The sequence below is a fragment of the Sphingomonas sp. DC4900 genome (assembly GCF_049896485.1).
Classification (GTDB): domain Bacteria; phylum Pseudomonadota; class Alphaproteobacteria; order Sphingomonadales; family Sphingomonadaceae; genus Sphingomonas; species Sphingomonas aquatilis.
The window spans coordinates 267,414-289,952 of the sequence record NZ_JAFCUK010000002.1 but is presented as its reverse complement, the minus strand read 5'-3'; the positions used below and the strand labels follow the sequence as shown (position 1 = coordinate 289,952).

General features: G+C 69.1%; 19 protein-coding genes. 16 read left to right on the top strand and 3 right to left on the bottom strand.

Going from position 1 to position 22,539, the window contains the following annotated elements; translation table 11 throughout:
• Positions 1-181: 181 nt before the first annotated feature.
• From ACP690_RS03860 to ACP690_RS03840, 5 genes are all read left to right on the top strand, one after another.
• Complete coding sequence (locus ACP690_RS03860; protein ID WP_426260200.1) at positions 182-1,888, top strand: tetratricopeptide repeat protein; 1,707 nt, start codon at positions 182-184, stop codon at positions 1,886-1,888.
• 177 nt (positions 1,889-2,065) lie between these two features.
• Positions 2,066-2,353, top strand: coding sequence for a co-chaperone GroES (gene groES / locus ACP690_RS03855; RefSeq protein WP_017977532.1), 288 nt, complete (start codon positions 2,066-2,068; stop codon positions 2,351-2,353).
• Positions 2,354-2,431: 78 nt separating this feature from the next.
• Positions 2,432-4,075, top strand: coding sequence for a chaperonin GroEL (gene groL, locus ACP690_RS03850; RefSeq protein WP_043060274.1), 1,644 nt, complete (start codon positions 2,432-2,434; stop codon positions 4,073-4,075).
• Between the two features lie 183 nt (positions 4,076-4,258).
• Positions 4,259-4,822 (top strand): Uma2 family endonuclease, encoded by a 564-nt coding sequence (locus ACP690_RS03845; RefSeq protein WP_426260199.1) that lies wholly within the window; start codon positions 4,259-4,261, stop codon positions 4,820-4,822.
• 39 nt (positions 4,823-4,861) lie between these two features.
• Positions 4,862-5,323, top strand: coding sequence for a DUF3429 domain-containing protein (locus tag ACP690_RS03840; RefSeq protein ID WP_426260198.1), 462 nt, complete (start codon positions 4,862-4,864; stop codon positions 5,321-5,323).
• 16 nt (positions 5,324-5,339) lie between these two features.
• Here the strand turns inward: ACP690_RS03840 and ACP690_RS03835 are convergent, their stop codons facing one another.
• Positions 5,340-6,377 (bottom strand): mannose-1-phosphate guanylyltransferase/mannose-6-phosphate isomerase, encoded by a 1,038-nt coding sequence (locus ACP690_RS03835; protein ID WP_426260197.1) that lies wholly within the window; start codon positions 6,375-6,377, stop codon positions 5,340-5,342.
• A gap of 159 nt (positions 6,378-6,536) precedes the next feature.
• Between ACP690_RS03835 and ACP690_RS03830 the strand changes: the two genes are divergently transcribed.
• Genes ACP690_RS03830 through ACP690_RS03810 form a run of 5 tightly spaced genes read left to right on the top strand, consistent with a single transcriptional unit; the run spans position 6,537 to position 14,188 of the window.
• A complete protein-coding gene (locus ACP690_RS03830; protein WP_426260196.1) occupies positions 6,537-7,925 on the top strand; it encodes a TIGR03013 family XrtA/PEP-CTERM system glycosyltransferase in 1,389 nt (462 codons plus the stop codon).
• Between the two features lie 10 nt (positions 7,926-7,935).
• The gene (gene prsK, locus ACP690_RS03825; RefSeq protein ID WP_426260195.1) at positions 7,936-9,969 is read left to right on the top strand and encodes an XrtA/PEP-CTERM system histidine kinase PrsK; all 2,034 of its coding nucleotides are present in this window, start codon (positions 7,936-7,938) and stop codon (positions 9,967-9,969) included.
• Positions 9,966-11,324, top strand: a complete 1,359-nt coding sequence (gene prsR, locus ACP690_RS03820) for a PEP-CTERM-box response regulator transcription factor (RefSeq protein WP_426260194.1) — start codon at positions 9,966-9,968, stop codon at positions 11,322-11,324. The genes prsK and prsR overlap by 4 nt, the downstream gene beginning before the upstream one ends.
• Positions 11,317-13,314 carry a tetratricopeptide repeat protein gene (locus ACP690_RS03815; RefSeq protein WP_426260193.1) on the top strand — a complete coding sequence of 666 codons (1,998 nt, stop codon included), beginning with the start codon at positions 11,317-11,319 and terminating at the stop codon, positions 13,312-13,314. Before prsR ends, ACP690_RS03815 begins: the two co-directional genes overlap by 8 nt.
• 43 nt (positions 13,315-13,357) lie before the next feature.
• Positions 13,358-14,188 (top strand): DUF815 domain-containing protein, encoded by an 831-nt coding sequence (locus ACP690_RS03810; RefSeq protein ID WP_231291968.1) that lies wholly within the window; start codon positions 13,358-13,360, stop codon positions 14,186-14,188.
• A 402-nt stretch (positions 14,189-14,590) separates the two neighbouring features.
• Here ACP690_RS03810 and ACP690_RS03805 read toward each other — a convergent pair whose 3' ends face one another.
• Positions 14,591-16,381 carry an ABC-F family ATP-binding cassette domain-containing protein gene (locus ACP690_RS03805; RefSeq protein ID WP_426260192.1) on the bottom strand — a complete coding sequence of 597 codons (1,791 nt, stop codon included), beginning with the start codon at positions 16,379-16,381 and terminating at the stop codon, positions 14,591-14,593.
• Positions 16,382-16,502: 121 nt separating this feature from the next.
• Here ACP690_RS03805 and ACP690_RS03800 point away from each other — a divergent pair, with 121 nt between their 5' ends.
• The 4 genes from ACP690_RS03800 to ACP690_RS03785 all read left to right on the top strand — a co-directional run bounded on the left by ACP690_RS03800 (position 16,503) and on the right by ACP690_RS03785 (position 19,851).
• On the top strand, positions 16,503-16,808 hold the full coding sequence (locus ACP690_RS03800) for a hypothetical protein (protein ID WP_286165152.1): 306 nt from the start codon (positions 16,503-16,505) through the stop codon (positions 16,806-16,808).
• A gap of 12 nt (positions 16,809-16,820) precedes the next feature.
• A complete protein-coding gene (locus ACP690_RS03795; protein ID WP_017977544.1) occupies positions 16,821-17,486 on the top strand; it encodes a response regulator transcription factor in 666 nt (221 codons plus the stop codon).
• Between the two features lie 100 nt (positions 17,487-17,586).
• Positions 17,587-18,984: a sensor histidine kinase gene (locus tag ACP690_RS03790; RefSeq protein WP_426260191.1), complete on the top strand. Its 1,398-nt coding sequence runs from the start codon at positions 17,587-17,589 to the stop codon at positions 18,982-18,984.
• Between the two features lie 189 nt (positions 18,985-19,173).
• The gene (locus tag ACP690_RS03785) at positions 19,174-19,851 is read left to right on the top strand and encodes an HPP family protein (RefSeq protein WP_426260190.1); all 678 of its coding nucleotides are present in this window, start codon (positions 19,174-19,176) and stop codon (positions 19,849-19,851) included.
• Here ACP690_RS03785 and ACP690_RS03780 read toward each other — a convergent pair.
• Entirely contained in the window at positions 19,811-20,809 is a 999-nt protein-coding gene (locus ACP690_RS03780; RefSeq protein WP_426260189.1) for an LLM class flavin-dependent oxidoreductase, read from the bottom strand. The two genes, ACP690_RS03785 and ACP690_RS03780, sit on opposite strands and share 41 nt — an antisense overlap.
• 118 nt (positions 20,810-20,927) lie before the next feature.
• Between ACP690_RS03780 and ACP690_RS03775 the strand changes: the two genes are divergently transcribed.
• Positions 20,928-21,593, top strand: a complete 666-nt coding sequence (locus tag ACP690_RS03775; protein ID WP_147037046.1) for a pyrimidine 5'-nucleotidase — start codon at positions 20,928-20,930, stop codon at positions 21,591-21,593.
• Positions 21,590-22,417 (top strand): 2,3,4,5-tetrahydropyridine-2,6-dicarboxylate N-succinyltransferase, encoded by an 828-nt coding sequence (gene dapD / locus ACP690_RS03770; RefSeq protein WP_426260188.1) that lies wholly within the window; start codon positions 21,590-21,592, stop codon positions 22,415-22,417. The genes ACP690_RS03775 and dapD overlap by 4 nt, the downstream gene beginning before the upstream one ends.
• The last annotated feature ends 122 nt before the right edge of the window (positions 22,418-22,539 follow it).

Genomic DNA, 22,539 nt, shown 5'->3' with positions numbered 1-22,539 from the left:
TGTTGCCTCGCGTGCAAGCCGCTGAAATCGTTCGATCGGCCCGACAGTCGGCCTTGTCGTCGTCAGGTGTCATCATGCCGTCGCACGCCGCGCGCAGACCGCACCGCCATCGGATTCGGATCGTTCCGGACGGGGCATATTCCTGTTACGATCGCGTCGAACCGCAAGGGGACCCAAGGCCATGATCCGCGCCCGCTGCCATGCTGTCCTGCTCGCCTGTACGATGGCGACCCCCGCCGCGGCCCAGCAGGCGACGACCGCGCCCACCCCCGTGGCCCAGGCTGGCAACAAGGCTCCCGGCCCGGATATCGTCGTGCGAGGGCTGAAAGACCGCAAGCGCGGCACCTGGCGCCGGGCCGATGGCGCGCACATCATCGTCTATAGCAAGGGAAGCGCCGACGAACTGGTCCGGGTCACCCGCAACATCGAACGGCTGCATCAGTTGCTGACCCGTCTGTACCGGCGGGGCGGCGGCGCCGACGACATGGTCCGGCCGCAGATCACGCTGCTCGATCCCGACACCGATCTGTCGAGCCTCGGTCTGCAGAATGCGCGCTGGCAGCAGGGGCCGTTCATGGCGCCCTTCGCGGGCACCGTCTATTACGACCCGCGCGAGGACGGCGAGGTGATGGCCGTGTCGCGTCGCGATACGTCCATCAAGCTCAATACGGTGCGTGCCTTCAACGAGGATTGCGACGACGTCGTGCAGTATGCCGGGACCGACGCGGTCGGACTGTGTTCGAAGATGGCACCGCATCGTAATCCGCTGGGCGTGGCGTGGGAACGCTCGCTCTACGCCGCCTACGCCGAACGCTTCATCCTCACCTATGCGCCGGCCAGCGATCCGCGCTGGTATCTGGATGGCATCGGCGCGCTCTTTTCATCGATCGCGATCCGGCCCGACGGCGCGATCGACTATGCCCGCGTGCCCGATCAGTTCCAACAGGTGCTGACCGCCTATGGGCCGGCTGACGTGGCCGGCGTCCTGACAGGCCGCTACCTGACCGACACCGGCGACGCCGCGCGCTGGTCCCCCTATCACGCGTGGCTGGTCAGCCACTTCTTCCTCTATTCGGCGCTGTCGCCCCAGCGCAGCGACCAGTTCCGGCGCTATATGGCCGCGGTGCGACAGGGCAAACCCCTTGCCGAAGCCGCCACCGTCTTCGGCGACCTTGCCGCCTTGCAGCGGGAGATCGGCCGGTACGCGCGCCGCGACTTCGCCTACGCCCATGGTCAGGCGCCGCAGCCCGATGTGCCGCCGCCCGCCGTCACGCAACTCTCGCCCGCAGACTCGGCGCTGGTCGAGGCGCGCCTCGCGCTGGGCGGCCGTAGCGACGGCTGGCTCGACACCATTCGCGCCGCCACCACCGGTGTCGACGATCCCGACGCGTTGCGCGTCGCCGCGACGGCGGAATGCGGCAGCGGACATGCCGACGCCTGCCTCGCCGCCGCCGATCGTGTGTTGGCCAGTCGCCCCGACGATGCCGCGGCGCTCGCGTCGAAGGGGCGCGCGCTGACGTTGAAGGCGATCGCCGCGACCGGCACCGATCGGACGACTGGCCTCGCCGCCGCGCGGCAGCTCCTCACCCAGGCGATCACGCTCGATCGGGACGCGCCCGCGCCGCGACTCGCCTATGTGCGAAGCTTTCTCGACGCGGGGCAGGCGCCGCCCGACGATGCGGTGCTCGGCCTCGCGCAAGTGATCCGCCGCGTGCCCGCCGCACCCGCGCCGCGCCTGCTGCTCGCCGAATCGTTACTGAAGCAGGGCAAGGCGGATCTCGCCGGCCGTGACGCCTTCTCGTTGACGCATGGCCCGTTCGATTCTCCGGAACGACGCACCGCGGCGACGCTGTTCGCCTCGACCGGCACCGCGGCGCAGGGCAGCTAAGTCGTCGCTTTTCGGGCCAGCGCGACGAGCCGCGCCAAAACGTCGACGACTTTCTTCGGTTCCCGCCCCGCCGATCTCTTGACGGTCCCCGGCCCGCGACACATATCCCGGCCGTTGGCACTCGCGCATCGTGAGTGCCAGATTTTTGTAACACTGACTGAAAAGAGGGACTTCGCAATGAACTTTCGTCCGTTGCATGACCGCGTCCTCGTCCGCCGTGTCGAGGCGGAAGAGAAGACGGCTGGCGGGATCATCATCCCCGACACCGCCAAGGAAAAGCCGCAGGAGGGCGAGGTGGTCGCCGCCGGCACCGGGCTGAAGGCCGAGGACGGCAAGGTCACGCCGCTCGACGTCAAGGCTGGCGACCGCATCCTGTTCGGCAAGTGGTCGGGCACCGAGGTGAAGGTCAACGGCGAAGACCTGCTGATCATGAAGGAAAGCGACATCCTCGGGATCGTCGGCTGATTGTGACGGGCAGGGCCGTTTTTGGCCCTGACGTACTGTCCACTTCCACAACTTCCAATTTTCGAAAGGGTAGCCACCATGGCAGCCAAGGACGTAAAATTCGGCCGCGACGCGCGTGAACGCATTCTGCGCGGCGTCGACATCCTCGCCGACGCGGTGAAGGTCACGCTGGGGCCGAAGGGCCGCAACGTCGTGATCGACAAGAGCTTCGGCGCGCCCCGCATCACCAAGGACGGTGTGTCGGTCGCCAAGGAAATCGAACTGAAGGACAAGTTCGAGAACATGGGCGCGCAGATGGTGCGCGAAGTGGCCTCGAAGACCAACGACATCGCCGGTGACGGCACCACCACCGCGACCGTGCTCGCCCAGGCGATCGTGCGCGAGGGCATGAAGTCGGTCGCGGCCGGCATGAACCCGATGGACCTGAAGCGCGGCATCGACATCGCCGTCGCCAAGGTGGTCGAGGACGTGAAGTCGCGCTCGAAGCCCGTCTCGGGCTCGTCGGAAGTCGCGCAGGTCGGCATCATCTCGGCCAATGGCGACAAGGAAGTCGGCGAGAAGATCGCGGAAGCGATGGAGAAGGTCGGCAAGGAAGGCGTCATCACCGTCGAAGAGGCCAAGGGCCTCGAATTCGAGCTGGACGTCGTCGAGGGCATGCAGTTCGACCGCGGCTATCTGTCGCCCTATTTCATCACCAACCCGGAAAAGATGACGGTCGAACTGAACGATCCGTACATCCTGATCCACGAGAAGAAGCTCAGCAACCTGCAGGCGATGCTCCCGATCCTGGAAGCCGTCGTCCAGTCGGGCCGTCCGCTGCTCATCATTGCCGAGGACATCGAGGGTGAGGCTCTGGCCACGCTCGTCGTCAACAAGCTGCGTGGCGGCCTGAAGGTCGCAGCGGTCAAGGCACCGGGCTTCGGCGATCGTCGCAAGGCGATGCTGGAAGACATCGCGATCCTGACCAAGGGCGAGATGATCTCGGAAGACCTCGGCATCAAGCTCGAGAGCGTCACCGTCGGCATGCTGGGCACCGCCAAGCGCGTCACGATCGACAAGGACAACACCACCATCGTCGACGGTGCGGGTGAAGCCGATGCGATCAAGGGCCGCACCGAGGCGATCCGTGCGCAGATCGAGAACACCACCAGCGACTACGACCGTGAGAAGCTCCAGGAGCGTCTCGCCAAGCTCGCCGGCGGCGTGGCCGTGATCAAGGTCGGTGGTGCGACCGAGGTCGAGGTGAAGGAGCGCAAGGACCGCGTCGACGACGCACTGCACGCGACCCGCGCGGCCGTCGAAGAGGGCATCGTCCCCGGCGGTGGTACGGCGCTGCTGTACGCGACGAAGGTGCTCGAAGGCGTCACCGGCGCCAACGAAGACCAGACCCGTGGCGTGGACATCGTCCGCAAGTCGCTGACCGCGCTGGTGCGTCAGATCGCGCAGAACGCTGGCCATGACGGCGCCGTCGTCTCGGGCAAGCTGCTCGACCAGACCGACACGTCGTTCGGCTTCAACGCTGCGACCGACCAGTATGAAAACCTGGTCGCCGCCGGCGTGATCGACCCGACCAAGGTCGTCCGCACCGCGCTGCAGAACGCAGCCTCGGTCGCCGGCCTGCTCATCACCACCGAGGCGACCGTCTCGGAACTGCCCGAGGACAAGGCTCCGGCCATGCCCGGCGGCGGCGGCATGGGCGGCATGGGCGGCATGGACTTCTGATTTGGCATCGGGGCAGGCACTGCCTGCCCCGAAGACCAAATCAGAACGGCCGGCGGGTCGGCTTCGCCGATCCCGTCCGACGTCACGGCAGCGGCTCCGCCGCTGCCCGCCAAGCAAAACAGGGGCCGGAGGAGCGATCCTCCGGCCCTTTGTTTGCGGTCACGGCAATGCTATCTAGGGACCATGCGGAAGGACGCGCTCTACGAGCCGATCACGGTCGATGAGTTCCTCGCCATCGATTTTCCGAGCGATCGGAAATACGAGCTGGTCGACGGTGTCATCCGGTCGATGACCGGCGGCACACCCGCCCACTCGCGCGTCAGCAGTAATATCCTCGCGTTCTTACGCACCAAACTCCGCGGCACCGGCTGTCGCCCCTATAATTCCGATATGGGCGTCCGCGTGACGGACACCGACGTCCGCTACCCCGACGTCGCGGTCTATTGCGGCAATCCGACAACCCGAGCGCGGGAAGAGGCGCGCGTCTTTACCGATCCCGTGGTGATCTTCGAAGTGCTGTCCCCCTCGACGACCCGCAACGACGAGGGCGAGAAACTCGGCCAATACCGCAACCTGCCGTCGCTCGACACGATCGTCTTCGTCGATCCCGAAGCGGAAACGGCCCGCGTCGTCCAGCGCCTCGGCCCCCAGTCATGGCGTGACGACCTGTTCGCCCAGCCCCACGACGTCATGCTGCCGGCGCTCGATGTGACCATCCCGCACACCGAAATCTTCACCCGGGACTGACCCCGGCAACCCCATCGCCGCCCGCTCGTTACGCCTGCCATGAACCACGACGCGACCCGCACCGACATTCCCGCTGACGGTGCCATCCTCGGCTACGGACCGATGCTGCCGCTGGTCGCTGCCGGGATCGGCGCATGGCTGCTGCCGCCCCCCTGGCCGTTCTGGGCGACGCATCTCGGGATCATCTGGGGCGCGTTGATCCTCGCCTTCATCGCCGGGGTGCGGCGCGGTTTCGGATTCGGTAGTCCGGGTGCGTCGAAGCCGGTCGAGATCGCGACCTGCATCGCCTATTTCACGCTCGCCGGTCTGGCGCTGGTCGTCGAACAGGCGTCGACGGCGCTGCTGCTGTTGCTCATCGGCTATGTCGCCGCGGGCTTTCTCGATCGCCGCGCCGCGATCGCCGGCAACGCACCCGCTTATTTCGCGGCGCTACGGCTGCGCCAGCTGTTGATCGGCGCGGCGGGGATCGCTGCGCTGTTCGCCCGGGCCGTCATCGCCTGACGGCCCGGCGCGTCGCTTACTTTTGCATCGCCTCGATCAGTTTCTTGACGTCCTGACTGCGACCGCGCGGCACGATCATCACATCGTTGCCGCACGCCACCACGATCAGGTCGCTGACGCCCACCGCCGAGATGCGGACGCCGTCCGATCGGATCAGGCAATTGTTCGTGTCGATCGCCAGCACCTCGCCGCGGTGGTGGTTGCCACGCTCGTCGCACGGGCTGATCGCAAGCAGCGCATCCCAGCTGCCGACATCGCTCCAGCCCATCGCCACCGGCACCACGGCGACGCGATCGGCGCGTTCCATCACCGCATAATCGATCGAATCCGACCGCGACGCCCCGAACGCGTCCGCATCCGGATAGACCCGCACGCCCTCGCGCCGGGCCTGCCGCATCGCCGTCTGCGCCGCGGTTAGGATCGCCGGAGCATGTGCCGCCAGTGCGCCCAGAAACATGTCAGCGCGGAACAGGAAGATGCCGCCGTTCCACACATGGTCGCCCGCCGCGAGCATCGCCTCGGCACGGTCGCGCGGCGGCTTTTCGATGAAGCGCGCGACGCGATGGACACCTTCGGCCAGTTGGTCGCCGACCTGGATCCAGCCATAGCCGGTTTCGGGCGCATCGGGCGCGATCCCGAACGTCACAAGCCAGCCATCCGCGACCATCGGCATCGCGGCGTCCACCGCGGCGCGGAACGCCTCGACATCGGCGATGACGTGATCGGACGGCATCACCAGCAGCGCGTCTTCCGCCCCGGCTGCCAGCGCGGCGAGCGCGATCGCGGGCGCGGTGTTGCGGCCGACCGGCTCCAGGATCACCGCCTGCGGCTTGGCATCGGCGGCGGCGAGCTGTTCGTCGATCGCATCGGCGTGCCGCGCATTGGCCACGACGATCGGCGCCGCAAACGCCTCACCATGCGCTCGCCGCGCGGTCAGCTGCAGCATCGTCTCGTCCGCCGTCAGCGGCAGCAGCTGCTTTGGAATTTCGGGGCGCGACATGGGCCACAGCCGGGTGCCCGATCCTCCGGAAAGGATCACAGGAACGATCGTCATATAGGTCAGGCAACTCCTAGGAGGTCTTCTCCTAAACGAGAAAAGACCGGAAACGTAACGATAATCCTCGCCGCTTGTTCAAGCTTTCTTCGTATTTTTCTGCGACGCCGCTGACAGCCTGTCGGAAAAGCTTACAGGACGGCGTCGGAGGAGCCGGGCATGATCCGCCTGTTCAAGCATTACGTGCCGCATGTCGTGCTGCTGCTCGGCCTGGTCGACGCGCTGTTGCTGGTGCTGGCCGGCGAACTCGGCTGGGTGCTGCGCGCCTATCAGATCGGCATGCACGTCGATCCGATCACGACGCGCCTGCCGCAATTGCTGTCCTTCGCCTTCGCCTTGCAGGTCGCGCTGATCGCAGTCGGCGCCTATGGCGTCGCCTCGCTCCTGTCGCTCCGTTTCGCGGCGGCACGGCTGGCGGTGGCGCTGCTGATCGGCGTGTCATGCCTGTCGATCCTGTTCTTCCTGATCCCGCCGCTCGCATTGTGGCGGTCGAACCTCGCCTATGCGACGCTGATCGCGGCGGTGTTGCTCGTGATCGTACGCGGCGTCGTCGGGCGCCTCGTCGGCGGAGACATGCTCAAGCGGCGCATCCTCGTGCTGGGGGCGGGCGCGCAGGCGAACCGGATCCGCGAACTGGCGCAGCAGCCCGGTGCCAACGTCATCGTCGCCGGCTTCATCGCGATGCGCGATGGCGAGACGGTGGTGCCCGACGCGATCCCGCGCGGCGCCATCCCCAATCTCGCCGCGCACGTCCTCGACCACCAGGTCGCCGAGGTGGTGCTGGCGTTGGAGGAACGGCGCAACGCGCTGCCGCTGCAGGACCTGCTGCGCGTCCGCACCACGGGCGTCGCCGTCACCAATATCTCCAGCTTCCTCGAACGCGAGACGGGGCGGATCGATCTCCGCTCGGTCAATCCGTCGTGGCTGATCTTTTCGGACGGTTTCGCCTCGGGCCGCATGGTGTCGAGCGCCTTCAAACGCGCCTTCGACGTCATCGCCAGTTTGGTGCTGCTCGCCTTCACGCTGCCGATCATCCTGCTGACCGCGGTGGCGATCCGCCTCGAATCGAAGGGGCCCGCCTTTTACCGCCAGCGCCGCGTCGGCCTGTACAACCAGGGCTTCGACATTCTGAAGCTGCGCTCGATGCGCCAGGATGCCGAGGTGCCGGGGCACGCGGTCTGGGCGGAGAAGGACGATCCCCGCATCACCCGCATCGGCCGCATCATCCGCAAGGTGCGGATCGACGAACTGCCGCAGGCCTGGTCTGTCTTGAAGGGCGAGATGAGCTTCGTCGGTCCGCGCCCCGAACGTCCGCAATTCGTCGCGCAGCTGGAACAGCAGCTGCCCTATTATGCCGAGCGGCACATGGTGAAGCCCGGCATCACCGGCTGGGCGCAGATCAACTATCCCTATGGCGCGTCGATCGAGGATGCGCGCCACAAGCTCGAATACGACCTCTATTACGCCAAGAACTATTCGCCGTTCCTCGACCTGCTGATCCTGTTGCAGACGTTGCGCGTGATCCTGTGGCCGTCGGGCGCGCGCTAGCGTCATGGTGATGCTGATCCTCTGGGGGCATGCGCTCGCCGCGCTTGGTTTTGCGGCATTGACGCTCGCCTGGTCGCGTCGGGCGGCGGCGGTCGGCCTGCACAGTCGCATGCTGGTCGCGGCGCTGGCGGTGACGGCGTTGTGGGCGCTGGCGGTGGCGGGAATCGGCGAAGCCGACCTCGTCACGCGCGTCGTACAGTCGTTGCGCAACCTCATCTGGCTCGCGGCGATGCTGGTATTGGTCCGGCGGACCGGCGCCGGCGTGGCGGCGGTGTATGCGCTCTACGCGGCGACCGCGACGGTCAGCGCGCTGGCGATCGGGTGCGCGTTGCTGGAAACGCTGCCGTTCGCGGCGACGACGCTGGCGACGCTCGCCGACCTGCGACTGATCGCGCGCATGCTGGCGGCGGTCGGCGGGCTGATCCTCGTCCACCAGCTCGCCTTCGTCGGGCGCGAGCGGGAACGCGGGCGGATCGTGCTGATCGCGGCGGCGATCGCCACCATCTGGGGCCTCGACCTGCTCGTCGCGGCGGCGGACTGGGGCTGGGGGGCGTCGCCCGGGGTGGTCGTGGTCCGCGGCGTCGCGCTTACCGCCGCCACCGTGTTTCTCGCGGTGCCGTTGCAGGCGGATCGGCGCGGCCTGTCGCTGTCGCACGACGTCGCGATGCGGCTGTTCGTCGCGACCGCGATCGCCGCCTATGTCGGCGCGACATTGCTCGCGACGCAGGTCGCCGGCCGGTACGCGGGCGATGCCGCGCGCGTGGCACAGACCGCGATCGTGCTCGGCGCGACCACCGCGCTGATGACCTTGCTGTCGACACCCTGGCTGCGCGCCTGGACCAAGGTGAAGGTCGCCAAGCATTTCTTCGACCACCGCTACGACTATCGCGCCGAATGGCAGCGCTTCACCGCGACTTTGGGGTCGCCGGGCGAGGGCGCCGATCCGCTCGACCGCCGCATCGTCCGTGCGATGGCGGAGCTGACCGGATCGCCCGCCGGCCTGTTGCTGATCCCCGCCGGCATGGCCCTTGAGGCAGGCGCCGCCTGGCACTGGCCCGAACACCCGCCCGAAGCGGCAGCGGGCGACACCGCGCTCTTCGCCTATCTGGCCGCGACCGGCCGCATCATCGCGCTCGACCAGGTTCGCCGCGGCGACGCACCGGAGGGCGAGGGCGTGGCGGTGCCAGCATGGATGTGTACGCAGGACGAGGCCTGGGCGCTCGTGCCCCTGTTGCACGGCACCAGCCTGATCGGGGCGATCCTGCTGGCCCGCCCGGCGGTGGACCGCGCGCTCGACTGGGAAGATCTGGATCTGCTGCGCGTCGCCGGGCGGCAGGCGGCGAGCTACCTTGCCGAGGATCGCGCGCATGCCGCCCTCGCCGATGCCGCGCGCTTCGATGAATTCAACCGACGCTTCGCCTTCATCCTCCACGATATCAAGAACATGGTCAGCGGCCTCAGTCTCGTCGCGCGCAATGCGGAGCGGCATGCCGACAATCCCGCCTTCCGCGCCGACATGGTCGAAACCCTCAAGGATTCCGCCGCCCGCATGAACGCGCTGCTCGCCCGCCTGTCGCAGCATCATCGCAGCCTGCCCGAACCGCTACAGCCGGTCGACGTCGCCGTGCTCGCCGCACGCCTGGCCGGCGCCCGCCGCGCGCAGCATGTCATCGAAGTCGCAGGGCAGGGGACGGCGCTCGCGCAGCCCGGGCGGCTCGAACAATTGCTCGGTCACCTGCTCCAGAACGCGGTGGAGGCCTCGCCTACCGACGCACCCATCACGATCGGAATCGCGACGGAGGGCGCGCGCGTCGAGATCGACGTGGTCGACCAGGGCTGTGGGATGAGCGCTGCCTTCATCCGCGACCAATTGTTCCGCGCCTTTTCGTCGTCCAAGCCCGATGGCTTCGGCCTCGGCGCCTATGAGGCGCGCGAACTGGCGAGCGCGATGGGCGGCACGCTGACCGTCACCAGCCGCGAAGGCGCCGGCACCCGCTTCCGCGTCACGCTGCCGGCCGCGACGGCGCTGGAGGCGGCAGCATGAGCGAGGTGCGACCCGTCCTGCTCGTCGTCGAGGACGACCTCGCGCTGCAACGCCAGTTGCGCTGGGCCTATGAAGGCTATGAGATCGTCACCGCCGCCAGCCGGGCCGAGGCAATCGACGCGCTGCGCCTGCACGAACCCGCGGTAGTCACGCTCGACCTTGGCCTGCCGCCCGATCCCGACGGCACCAGCGAGGGCTTTGCGACGCTGGCGGAGATGCTGGCATTGAAGCCCGATACCAAGATCATCGTCGCCTCCGGCCATGGCGCGCGCGCGAGCGCGCTGGACGCCATCGCGCTGGGGGCCTGGGACTTTTACGCCAAGCCGATCGACATCGATGCGCTGGGCCTGATCGTCGCGCGCGCCTTTCACGTCCACGGGCTCGAGGCGGAAAACCGCCGGCTCGCCGCGCGGGATAGCGGTCACGCAGGATTCGGCGGCCTGATTTACGCCTCGGATGCGATGGCGAAGGTGGTGCGCACCGTCGAACGCGTCGCGCCGGCGGACGTCTCGGTCATGCTGCTCGGCGCCAGCGGCACCGGCAAGGAATTGCTGGCGCGCGGGCTGCATCAGGCCTCGCCGCGGCGCGCCGGGGCCTTCGTCGCGATCAACTGCGCCGCCATCCCCGAAACCCTGCTCGAAAGCGAATTGTTCGGCCACGAAAAGGGCGCGTTCACCGGCGCGGTGAAGACGACGCCCGGCAAGATCGAACAGGCCGCCGGCGGCACCCTGTTCCTCGACGAAATCGGCGACGTACCGCTGCCGCTCCAGGTCAAGTTGCTACGGTTCCTGCAGGAGCGTGTCATCGAACGCATCGGCGGGCGCAAACCGATCCCCGTCGATACGCGCATCGTCTGCGCGACGCATCGCGACGTCGATGCGATGGTCGCCGACGGCAGCTTCCGCGACGACCTCTATTACCGCCTCGCCGAGATCGTCGTGCGCATTCCTGCGCTCGCCGAACGGCCGGGCGATGCCGCACTGCTCGCCCGCGCGCTCGTCCACCGCCATGCCGCGGCGATGAAGCTGCCGGTCACCGGCCTCGCCCCCGATGCACTCGCCGCGATCGAGTCTTGGGGCTGGCCCGGCAACGTCCGCGAGCTCGAAAACCGCATCAAGCGCGCGGTCATCATGGCGGACGGCAAGCTCGTCACCGCCGCCGACCTCGATCTCGTCGCCGCGTCCGACGACGGCCTGCCGCTCAACCTGCGCACCGCGCGCGAGGCGGCCGACCGGCAGGCGATCCGCCAGGCGCTGGCGCAGGCGGGCGGCAACATCTCCGGCGCGTCGCGACTGCTCGGCATCAGTCGCCCGAGGCTGTACGATCTTCTGAAGAGCTACGACCTGCATGGCTGATCCGCGCTATCCGATGCTGCGCCGTCGTCGGCGGCGGCGCGGGATGCGGCTCCAGCTACCGGCGTTCACCCGCGCCCGCGCGGTTGCGCTCGGGGTCCTCCTCCTCGTGCTGATCGCCGCCGCCGCACTCACGTTGCGCCCGCATGCCCGCCCCGCGCCGGCCCAGGCGCTCGCCGATGCACGCACCGCCTTCGGGCTCGGCAATTTCAGCGCCGCGCGCAATCACGCGCTCGCCGCGCTGGCCGGCGACCCCGCGTCACGCCCCGCGATGCTGCTGCTCGCGCGCAGCTATCTGCGGCTGGGCGAGGGCGCTGCGGCGGAGGGCACATTGGCGCGCGCCGGTAAGCTCGGCGAACCGGCCGCGGCGCTCGCCGGCCTGCAGGCGCAGGCGCGGCTGTTGCAGGGCGATCCGCAGGGCGCGCTCGACCGCGCCGACCAGGCCGCGGCGAACGATGGCGACGCGGTCCGCGCGCGCGCGCGCGCCACCGCACTCGGCGGCGATGCCGGTGAGGGCGCGCGCCTGCTGACCGACTGGATCGCCGCGCACCCCGATGACGCGCTGGCGGTGATGGACTTCGGCCGCATCCGCCTCGATGCCGGCGAACTCACCGGCGCTACGCAGGCGGCGGCGCGCGCGGTGCGGCTCGCCCCCGGCGATCCCGGCCCGCTGACCTTGCAGGCGGAGGTGGTGCGCACCCGCTATGGCCTCACTGCCGCATTGCCCTGGTTCGAGGCGGCGTTGCAGCGCGATGCTTATTACACGCCTGCGCTGATCGGCTATGCCGCGACTCTGGGCGAGCTGGGGCGCAACGCCGATCTGCTCGATGCCGCCCGCGCTGCGCTCGCCGCCCGGCCGGGCCATCCGCAGGCGCTGTATCTGCAAGCCGTCCTCGCCGCGCGCGCGGGCAAACCGGGCCTCGCCCGCGCGATGCTCTACCATGCCGGCGGCGCGCTCGCCGCCACGCCGGGGGCGATGCTGCTCGACGGCGGCGCCGATCTTCAGGCCGGCCGGTACGAGGGCGCGACCGGCACGTGGCGCCGGCTCGCCGAGGCACAGCCCGCCAATCTGGTCGTCCGCCGCCTGCTCGGCGACGCGATGCTGCGCGCGGGCGATCCCGCTGGCGCGCTCGACTGGCTGGGCCCCGCGATCCAGCGCCGCGACGCCGACGCCTATACGCTGACGCTCGCCGCCCGCGCCTATGAAGCACGCGGCGACCGCCTGACCGCCGGGCAATTGCTCGACCGCGCGGCCCGCGGCGCCTCCGACAGCGCCGGCGGCTTCGCCAGCGACGACACCGTCGGCACGCTGCGCGCCGCGGCGGCAGGCGATCCCGGCGACCCGCATGCGCTGATCGAGGTGATCCGCGGCCAGCTCTCCGCCGGCGACACCGCGGGCGCCATCGCCCAGGCGCGCGTGCTGGTCGCGCAAAGCCCCGGCGCGCCGCCCGCCCAGCTTGCGCTCGGCGATACGCTCGCCGCCGCGGGCCGCTATGCCGAGGCCGCGCCCGTTTATGCCCGCGCCGCCAGCCTGTCGTTCGACGAGGCGACGATGCTGCGGCTGGTCGACGCCTGGGGTCGCGCGGGCCGCCCCGAACAGGCGGCGGCGGCGCTGTCGCTGTTCCTCGAACAAAATCCGCAGAACCTGACCGCGCAAGGCCTGCGCGGCCGCCTCCAGATCGAAAATGGCGAAGCCGATGCCGGTATCGAGACGCTGGAGGCGGTGCGCCGCATCGCCGGCAACCGCGACGCCGCGCTGCTCGCCGATCTCGCGCGCGGCTATGCCGCCACCGACGACGGCGCCATCGCGCGCCGCTACGCCCGCGCGGCCTATGCGCTGTCGCCGATGAACCCCGGCGTGTGCGACGCCTATGCGCTCGCCCTCGCCGCGGACGGCGACCTTGCCGGCGCGCGCCAGCTCGCGATCAAGGCGTTGGCGCTCGCCCCTGGCGACCCGCGCATCGCCGCGCATGCCCGATCGCTCGCCCGCTGATCGCTCGCCCGCTGACCGCTTGCGCGCGGCGGACGGCCACGCCATGACGCACGCCATGGCCGATCCCGCCACCGACCCGCTGCTGCGTATCGCCGCGGCCCTCGACCGCCTGTCGCCGCCGCCGCCGCCGGGCGCCGACCCCGCCGCGCACCCCGCGTATGTCTGGCGGGGGGACGTGCTAGTCGCCGCCCGCGCCTTCGCGCCGCTGCCGCCCGAATTGCTGGTCGGCATCGACAAGCAGAAGACCGCGCTGATCGAGAATTTACGCCGCCTCGCCGCCGGCGCCGCGGCGCAGGACGTGCTGCTGTGGGGCGCGCGCGGCACCGGCAAGTCCGCGTTGGTGAAGGCCGCGGTCGGCGCCGTACAGGCCGAGGGCGGCGCCATCGCGCTGGTCGAGGTCGCGGCGCTCGACACGCTGCCGCAGCTCTTCGCGCGCCTCGCCAGCGTCCCCCGCGCCTTCGCGCTGTTCCTCGACGACCTCGGCGTCGAAGCGCCTGCGGAGGGCCGCATTTTGCGCTCGCTGCTCGAAGGCGGCGCAGAGGCGCGCCCGGCCAACGTCCGCCTGCTGGTAACCGCTAACCGCCGCCACCTGATGCCGCGCGACATCGAGGAACAGAGCAGCGCGATCAACCCGCGCGACAGCATCGACGACCAGCTCGCGCTCGCCGACCGCTTCGGCCTCAGCCTCGGCTTCCACGCGCTCGACCAGGACGGCTATTGCGCGATCGTCGCCGGCTACGCCGCCCGCTACGACCTGCCCTTCGACGCGGCCGAGGCGATCAACTGGGCCACCCGCCGCGGCAGCCGCTCGGGCCGCGTGGCATGGCAATATGTCACCGAAGTCGCCGGCCGCCTGGGGCGCAGCCTGCCCTAATCCGAAGGAAGACGCCCCTCCTTCGTCATCCCGGCGAACGCCGGGATCCATGGACACGACGAAGCAGGCGAGGGCACGCGACCTACGAACCGCCCGCATCCATGGATCCCGGCCTCCGCCGGGATGACGAAGGGGGTAGGCGAACCCATTCCCAAACCCCGTCATTCCCGCGAAGGCGGGAATCCAGAACCGCTACCGCTGCGGCTCCTGCAACTGCGTCAGCGCGTCTGGGGCGCAGCCTGTAGCGCCCTCTCCCTCTGGGAGAGGGAAGGGGCCCGCCGCTTTAGCGGTGGGAAGGGTGAGGGTGGGTGCGGGACGGCCAGCGACTGCCACCAGCCGTCCCGCACCCACCCTCACCTGTCGCCGGCTGCGCCGTCTCTTCCTCTCCCGCCGGGAGAGGAATTACCCCATCCCCTCGACCTGTTCCGCCAGTTCCAGCCAGCGCATTTCCGCCGCGTCCTTTTCGGCCCGCGCCGCCTCGATTGCCGCGCTCAGCGCCGCGAAGCGCTTGGGATCGCGCGTGTACAAGGCCGGGTCCGCCATCGCCGCCTCGTCGCGCGCGATCGCCGCATCCAGCGCCTCGATCCGGCTGGGCAGCTGATCGTAGTCGCGCTGGTCCTTGTAGCTGAGCTTCGTCTTCGCCTGCACCGGCGCGGCCGCGACCGGCTTGGGCGCGGCCTTCTTCGCCGCCGCCACCGGCGTCTTCCGCTGCCGCTCCCAATCCTCATATCCGCCCGCGACCACGTCGACCGTCCCCGATCCGTCGAGGCCCAGCGTCACCGTCACCGTGCGATCCAGGAAGTCGCGGTCGTGGCTGACGATCAGCACCGTCCCCGCATAATCTGCGATCACCTCCTGCAACAGGTCGAGCGTTTCGAGGTCGAGGTCGTTGGTCGGCTCGTCGAGCACCAGCAGGTTCGATTCGCGTGCAAATTCACGCGCCAGCAGCAGGCGCGACCGCTCGCCGCCCGACAGCGTCCCCACCTTCGCCTCCGCCAGCGACGGATCGAACAGGAACTCCTTCAGATAGCCGTGGATGTGCTTTCTCACGCCCAGCACGTCGATCCAGTCGCCGCCGTCGGCCAGCACCTCGCGCACCGTCTTGGTCGGCGCCATCAGGCTGCGCTGCTGGTCGATGACGATGCCGTCCAGCGTCTTGGCGAGCTTCACCTCGCCGTCATCGGGCGCCATCTCGCCGGTCAGCAGCTTGAGCAGCGTCGTCTTGCCCGCGCCGTTGCGGCCGACGATGCCAATCCGGTCGCCGCGCGTGACACGCAGATTGAGGTCCTTGATGATCGCACGTTGTTGGTCTCCGGCGCCGAAGCTCTTCGACGCATGCTTCACGTCGATCACGACCTTGGTCTTGCTGTCGTCCGCCGCCGTCGCGAGGTTCGCCGCCCCCTGCGGCCCGATCATCGCCGCGCGTTCGGCGCGCATCTCCTTCAGCTTCGCAAGCCGCCCCTGGTTGCGCCGCCGCCGCCCGGTGACGCCGCGTTGCAGCCAATGCTCCTCGATCTTCAGCTTGGCATCGAGCCGCTGCGCATTGCGCTCTTCCTCGGCATAGACCTGCTCGGTCCATGCCTCGAACCCGCCAAAGCCGATTTCGGCGCGGCGGATCGACCCGCGGTCCATCCACAGTGTCTGCTTGGTCAGGCGCGTCAGGAAGGTGCGGTCGTGGCTGATGACGACGAACGCGCCCCTGAACCGGCCCAGCCAGTCCTCCAGCCAGTCGATCGCGGCGATATCGAGGTGGTTGGTCGGCTCGTCGAGCAGCAGCACGTCGGGGTCCTGCGCCAGCGCGCGCACGATCGCCGCGCGCCGCCGCTCGCCGCCCGATGCGGACGCCGCCTCTCGGCCAAGGTCGATGCCCAGCTGGTCGGCGATGGCCTCCGCCTCATGGCGTAGGGGCGCGTCATCGCCGCGCAGCACGTAATCGGCCAGGGTGGCGCAGCCCGCCAGGCTCGGCTCCTGCTCCAGCAGCACGACGCGCGTGCCCGGCACGATCACGCGCCGCCCCTCGTCGGCGTCGATCGCGCCGGCGATCAGCTTCAGCAGCGTCGTCTTGCCCGCGCCGTTGCGCCCGATCAGCGCCAGCCGGTCGCGTGCGCCGATATGGATGTCGAGGTGGCGGAACAGCCAGCCGTGGCCCTGGATAACGCCAAGGTCTTCGTAAGCGAGAATGGGGGCAGCCATGATGCTCCCGCAGGTAGGCGGCGGCGCGTGTCCCGGCAAGCGTGGCGAGTGGCTGTGCCTGAATGGTATGCAACCGTGTCATTCACAGGGTGTTCAATGCCTCCCGCTTATGCAAGGCGTCATGAAGATGGTTCTGCCCGTGTTGCTCCTTGCCCTGGCCGCGCCGGTGCCCGCGTTCGCGCAGGCGCCCGACCAGCGTCGCAGCGACCAGGAACGCGCCTATGACGCCCGCCGCAAGGGCGAGATGCTGTCGCCGCGCGCGATCGAGGCGCGGGTGATCCCGACGATGAAGGGCTATGAATATCTGGGCTTCGACCTCGATTTCGGTAGCTCGGTTTACACGCTCAAGTTCATGCGCGATGGCGTCGTGGTATGGGTCGATGTCGATGGCCGCTCGGGCCAGATCATCGGCCGGACCGGAAGATAAAGAGGGACTGACATGCGCGTTCTGATCGTCGAGGACGAGCCGAATCTCGGGACACAGCTCAAGAACACGCTCGAAGGCGCGGGCTATGCCATCGATCTCGCCACCGATGGCGAAGAGGGGCATTTCCTCGGCTCCACCGAGAATTACGACGCGATCGTGCTCGACCTAGGCCTGCCCGAGATCGACGGCCTGACCGTGCTCGACCGTTGGCGCAAGGAAGGCAAGACGATGCCCGTGCTCGTCCTCACCGCGCGCGACAGCTGGTCGGACAAGGTGGCGGGGCTCGACGCCGGCGCCGACGATTACGTCGCCAAGCCGTTCCAGACCGAGGAATTGATCGCCCGCCTGCGCGCGCTGATCCGCCGCGCGTCGGGCAATGCGTCGAGCGAACTCACCGCCGGCGACGTCCGCCTCGACACGCGTTCGGGCAAGGTGACCAAGGCCGGCGAGCCGGTGAAGCTGACCGCGCAGGAATATAAGCTGCTCAGCTACCTGCTCCATCACAAGGGCAAGGTGGTCAGCCGCACCGAGCTGATCGAACATATCTATGACCAGGATTTCGACCGCGATTCGAACACGATCGAAGTGTTCGTGACGCGCATCCGCAAGAAGCTGGGCCAGGACGTCATCACCACGATCCGCGGCCTCGGCTACAGCCTCGAAGACCCCGACGCCTGACCGGCGCCGCTTACACCCCGTTCGTGCTGAGCCTGTCGAAGCACGGTGAGTCTCACTGCCCTTCGACAGGCTCAGGGCGAACGGTTTCGTGAAGACGTCTATGGACACCCCCCCGCTCGCCGAATCGCCGCCCAGCAAGCGCGCGAAGACCACCGGATCGCTCTCGCGCCGCATGATCCTGATCGCGGCGGCGTGGATCGGGCTGCTGCTCGTCGGCGGCGGCTTCGCGCTCGATCGCGTGCTGGTTTCCGCCGTCACGCGCAACTTCGACGACCAGCTGCAATATGTCCTGCGCTCGCTACTCGCCTCGTCGGAGATCGGGCCGGATGGCGAGGTGCTGTTCAGCCGCGACGCCGCCACCGATCCGCGCTTCGTCGAACCCTATTCGGGTCTCTATTGGCAGGTGTCGGCGCCCGGTGCGCAGGTCGGCGGCGACGCCTTCTTCCGCTCGCGTTCGCTGTGGGACCGGCGCCTGCAATTCGGCGGCCGGCACGAAGACCGCAACATCCATATCTACGACAGCCGCCAGTTCCCCGACGAGAAGCTGCGGATCGTCGAACGCGACGCGCAGCTGCCGGGGTCGAAGGTCCATTGGCGCTTCCAGGTCGCGCAGGGTCGCGGCACGCTCGACGCGCAGATCACCGTGCTGCGGCGGACGTTGGTGCGCAGCTTCGCGCTGCTCGGGCTGGGCCTTGTCGTGCTGGCGTGGCTCCAGACCTCGTACGGACTGTGGCCGCTGCGCCGGGTGCGCGAAGAGATCGCCCGGATGCGCGCCGGCCAGTCGAACCGCATCGACACCGCGATGCCCGACGAGGTCGCGCCGATGGTCGAGGAGCTGAACGCGCTGATCGAACACAACGAACGCCAGGCCGAGGAAGCGCGCCGCCACGCCGGCAACCTCGCCCATGCGCTGAAAACGCCGCTGACGGTCATCATGAACGCCGCGACCGCCCAATCGGAAGACCTCGCCGACACGGTGATCCGCGAAGCGCGCACGATGCGGCGCCAGGTCGACCACCATCTCGCCCGCGCCCGCGCGGTCGGCCGTCGCGGCTCCGCGCACAGCCGCGCCGACGTCTGGCCCAGCCTCGAATCGGTCGAGCGCGCGGTGGCGCGGCTGTACCGTCACGTCCGCATCGACATCACCGGGCCCAAGGATCTGCAGGTCCATGTCGAACGGCAGGACCTCGACGAAATGCTCGGCAATTTGGTGGAGAACGCGGCGAAGTACGGCGGCGGCAGCGTCTTCGTGACGGTGACGGGCCAAGCGGGCTTCGTCGAACTCATGATCGAGGACGATGGCATCGGCATCCCCGAGGAAGACCGCATCCGAATCTTCGACCGCGGTGTTCGCCTGGATACGGGCAAGCCCGGCACCGGGCTGGGCCTCGCCATCGTCCGCGACGTCGCCGAAATCTATGGCGGCACCGTTGCGCTGGAGGAAAGCGAGGACCTCGGAGGCCTCCTCGTCCGCCTGCGACTGCCCGCCGCCAACTGAGGCACGGCTCCGCCGCCCCATCCCCCCGTCACCCCGGACTCGTTCCGGGGTCCACCGGGCCGCAGGGGGAAGGCGAGAGGCGTTAGCCTTTCCCCTCGCCGCAGAGTGGGCCCCGGCACCAGTCCGGGGTGACGGACAGAAGGGCGAAAGGATTGCCGCCCCCACACCTCCACCGCTAACGCGCGCACCATGCCCGCCTTCCGCCCGATCCTCGCCGGCGCCCAGTTGGGCGACCGCCTCCGCGCCGGCCTTGGCGCCGCCTGCGGCATCCTGTTCACCGGCCTGATCGCCGCGCTCGCCACCCACGCGGGCACCTCGCCCCTGCTCGTCGCCCCGATCGGCGCGAGCGCGGTGCTCGTCTTCGCCGTCCCCGCCAGCCCGCTCGCGCAGCCCTGGTCGGTGATCGGCGGCAATACCGTCTCGGGCCTGTGGGCGCTGCTGGTGGTCGCGCTCGTGCCACACACGGCGCTCGCCGCCGCGGTCGCGGTCGGCGGCGCGATCGTCGTCATGTCGCTGGCGCGCTGCCTGCATCCGCCCGGCGGCGCGGTGGCCTTGAGCGTCGTGCTGCTGACCGCCGCACACACGCCGGCCAGCCCGTGGTTCCCGTTCTCGCCGGTCGCGCTCGATTCGGCGCTGCTGGTCCTCGCCGGCCTCGCCTTCCACCGCGTGTCCGGCCACGCCTATCCGCACCGGGTCGCGCCGGTGCCGGCGTCCCCCTTCACCGACGGCGACATCGACGCCGCGCTCGCCGACATGCACGAGACGTTCGACATCGCGCGCGAAGACCTCGACGCGCTGCTCGCCCGCGCCGCGCACCACGCGCGCGTCAGGCAGGCACCGCCAGCCCGCTCAACACCTCGGCGGTGATCGCGAGGCTCCGCTTGCGCGCCTCGTGATCGTAGATCGCGCTCGCCACCATCACCTCGTCGACGCCCGTCCGCTCGAGAAACGCCGCGGTCTGGCGGGCCACCGTCTCGGGCGATCCCACCGCCGAACATTGCAGCACATGGTCGAGTATCCCCGACCCCTGCGGCCCCAGCGAGGCGCGATAGCCCGCGACCGGCGGCGGCAGCTGACGCGGATGGCCGGTGCGCAGCGCGACGAACGACTGCTGCTGCGAACTCGCCAGCAGCTCGGCCTCCTCATCGGTGTCGGCGGCGAAGACGTTGAACCCCGCCATCGCATAGGGCCGGTCGAGCTGCGCCGAGGGGCGGAAATCGCGCCGATAGATCGCCAGCGCCGCATCCAGCGCATCGGGCGCGAAGTGCGAGGCGAAGGCATAGGGCAGCCCCAAGGCCGCCGCGAGCTGCGCCCCGAAGGTGCTCGACCCCAGGATCCACAACGGCACATTCGCGCCCGCGCCCGGCGTCGCGGCAATGCCGGTGCGCCCGTCGTCGGCGAAATAGCTTTGCAATTCCATCACGTCGCGCGGAAAGGCGTTGGGGTCGCTCTCCAGCGTCCGCCGCATCGCCTGCGCGACGCGCTGGTCCGATCCCGGCGCACGGCCGAGGCCCAGGTCGATCCGCCCCGGGAACAGTGCGTCGAGCGTCCCGAACTGTTCGGCGATGATCAGCGGCGCATGGTTGGGCAGCATGATCCCACCCGCACCGACGCGGATCGTCTTCGTCGCCGCGGCGACATGGCCGATCACCACGGCGGTCGCCGCGCTGGCGATACCGCGCATGCCATGATGCTCCGCCACCCAATAGCGCTGGAAGCCCAGTGTCTCGGCGTGGCGCGCCAGGTCGGCGGCACGGCTGAGCGATTGCGAGACGGTGCCGCCTTCGACGACGGGCACCAGATCGAGCAGGGAAAAGCGTGTCATGCCACGAATATGGTTATGCGAGTGATCGCTCGCAATCATAGAGTGGCTTGTCCCGCCCCAAGCCAAAGCACGCCGCCCTTGCTTGTGCAGGGCCGCCGCCCCGCCTAGACGCGCGGCGATGCTGCCTGCGCTCGCCCATATCGACACCTGGATCTTCGATCTGGACAATACGCTCTATCCGGCGCGCGCGAACCTGTTCGCGCAGATCGACCAGCGGATGACCGATTATGTCGCGCGGCTTCTTGAGTTGCCGTGGGACGAGGCGCGCCGGCTCCAGAAGGACTATTTCCACCGCCACGGCACGACGCTGACCGGGCTGATGGCGGAACACCACGTCGATCCGCACGATTTCCTGGCCGATGTCCATGCGATCGAGATGGACGTGCTGGAGGCCGACGCTCCGCTCGCCGCCGCGATCGCGCAACTGCCCGGCCGCAAGCTCGTCTTCACCAACGGCGACAAGCCCTATGCGCTGCGCGTCCTCGACCGCCTGGGCCTGGGCGATGCGTTCGAAGCGGTGCACGACATCCACGCGATGGACCTGGTGCCCAAGCCGCACGCCTCGGCCTATGCCGGTCTCTGCGCCGCCTTCGGTATCGATCCCACCCGCGCGATCTTCTTCGAAGACATGGCGCGCAACCTCACGCCCGCCAAGGCGATCGGCATGACCACGGTCTGGATCGACAACGGCTCCGAACAGGGGCCGGAAGCGGCACGCGACCATATCGATTTCACCGTCCACGACCTCGCGCCGTGGCTGCAACATGTCATGGAGGCATCATGAGCCAGGATCTTCAGCCCATCATCGAGTCCGCGTGGGAGGCCCGCGCCGATCTGGGCTTCGGCACGATGGGTGACGTGCGCAACGCCGTCGACAGCGCCCTCGCGCTGCTCGACGCGGGCAAAGCGCGCGTCGCCGAACCGGACGGCAATGGCGGCTGGCGCGTCAACCAGTGGCTCAAGAAGGCGGTGCTGCTCTCGTTCCGCCTCAACGACAACAGCCTGATCGATAACGGCCCCGGCGCCGGCCATTGGTTCGACAAGGTGCCCTCGAAGTTCTCCGGCTGGAGCGAGGCGGAATTCCGCGCCGCCGGCTTCCGCGCCGTTCCCGGCAGCGTCGTGCGCCGTGGTGCCTATGTCGCCCCCGGTGCGATCCTGATGCCGAGCTTCGTCAACATCGGCGCCTATGTCGGCGAAGGCACCATGGTCGACACCTGGGCGACCGTCGGCAGCTGCGCGCAGATCGGCAAGAACGTCCATTTGTCGGGTGGCGCCGGCATCGGCGGCGTGCTCGAACCGCTCCAGGCCGACCCCGTCATCATCGGCGACGGCGCCTTCATCGGCGCGCGCGCTGAGGTCGCCGAGGGCGTCCGCGTCGGCGAAGGCGCGGTGCTGTCGATGGGCGTCTATCTCGGCGCCTCGACCAAGATCGTCGACCGTGAAACGGGCGAAGTCTTCAAGGGCGAAGTGCCGCCCTATGCGGTCGTCGTGCCCGGCTCGATGGGCGGCGGTGACGGCAAACCGTCCCTCTACTGCGCCGTCATCGTCAAGCGCGTCGACGCCCAGACGCGCAGCAAGACCAGCATCAACGACCTGCTGCGCGATTGAATTTCCACCCAACCCACTCCGTCATTCCCGCGAAGGCGGGAATCCAGACGCGCTATCGTCTCGATTCTATCGCTGACGTCAGAGGTTATGGATCCCCGCCTTCGCGGGGATGACGAATGGGG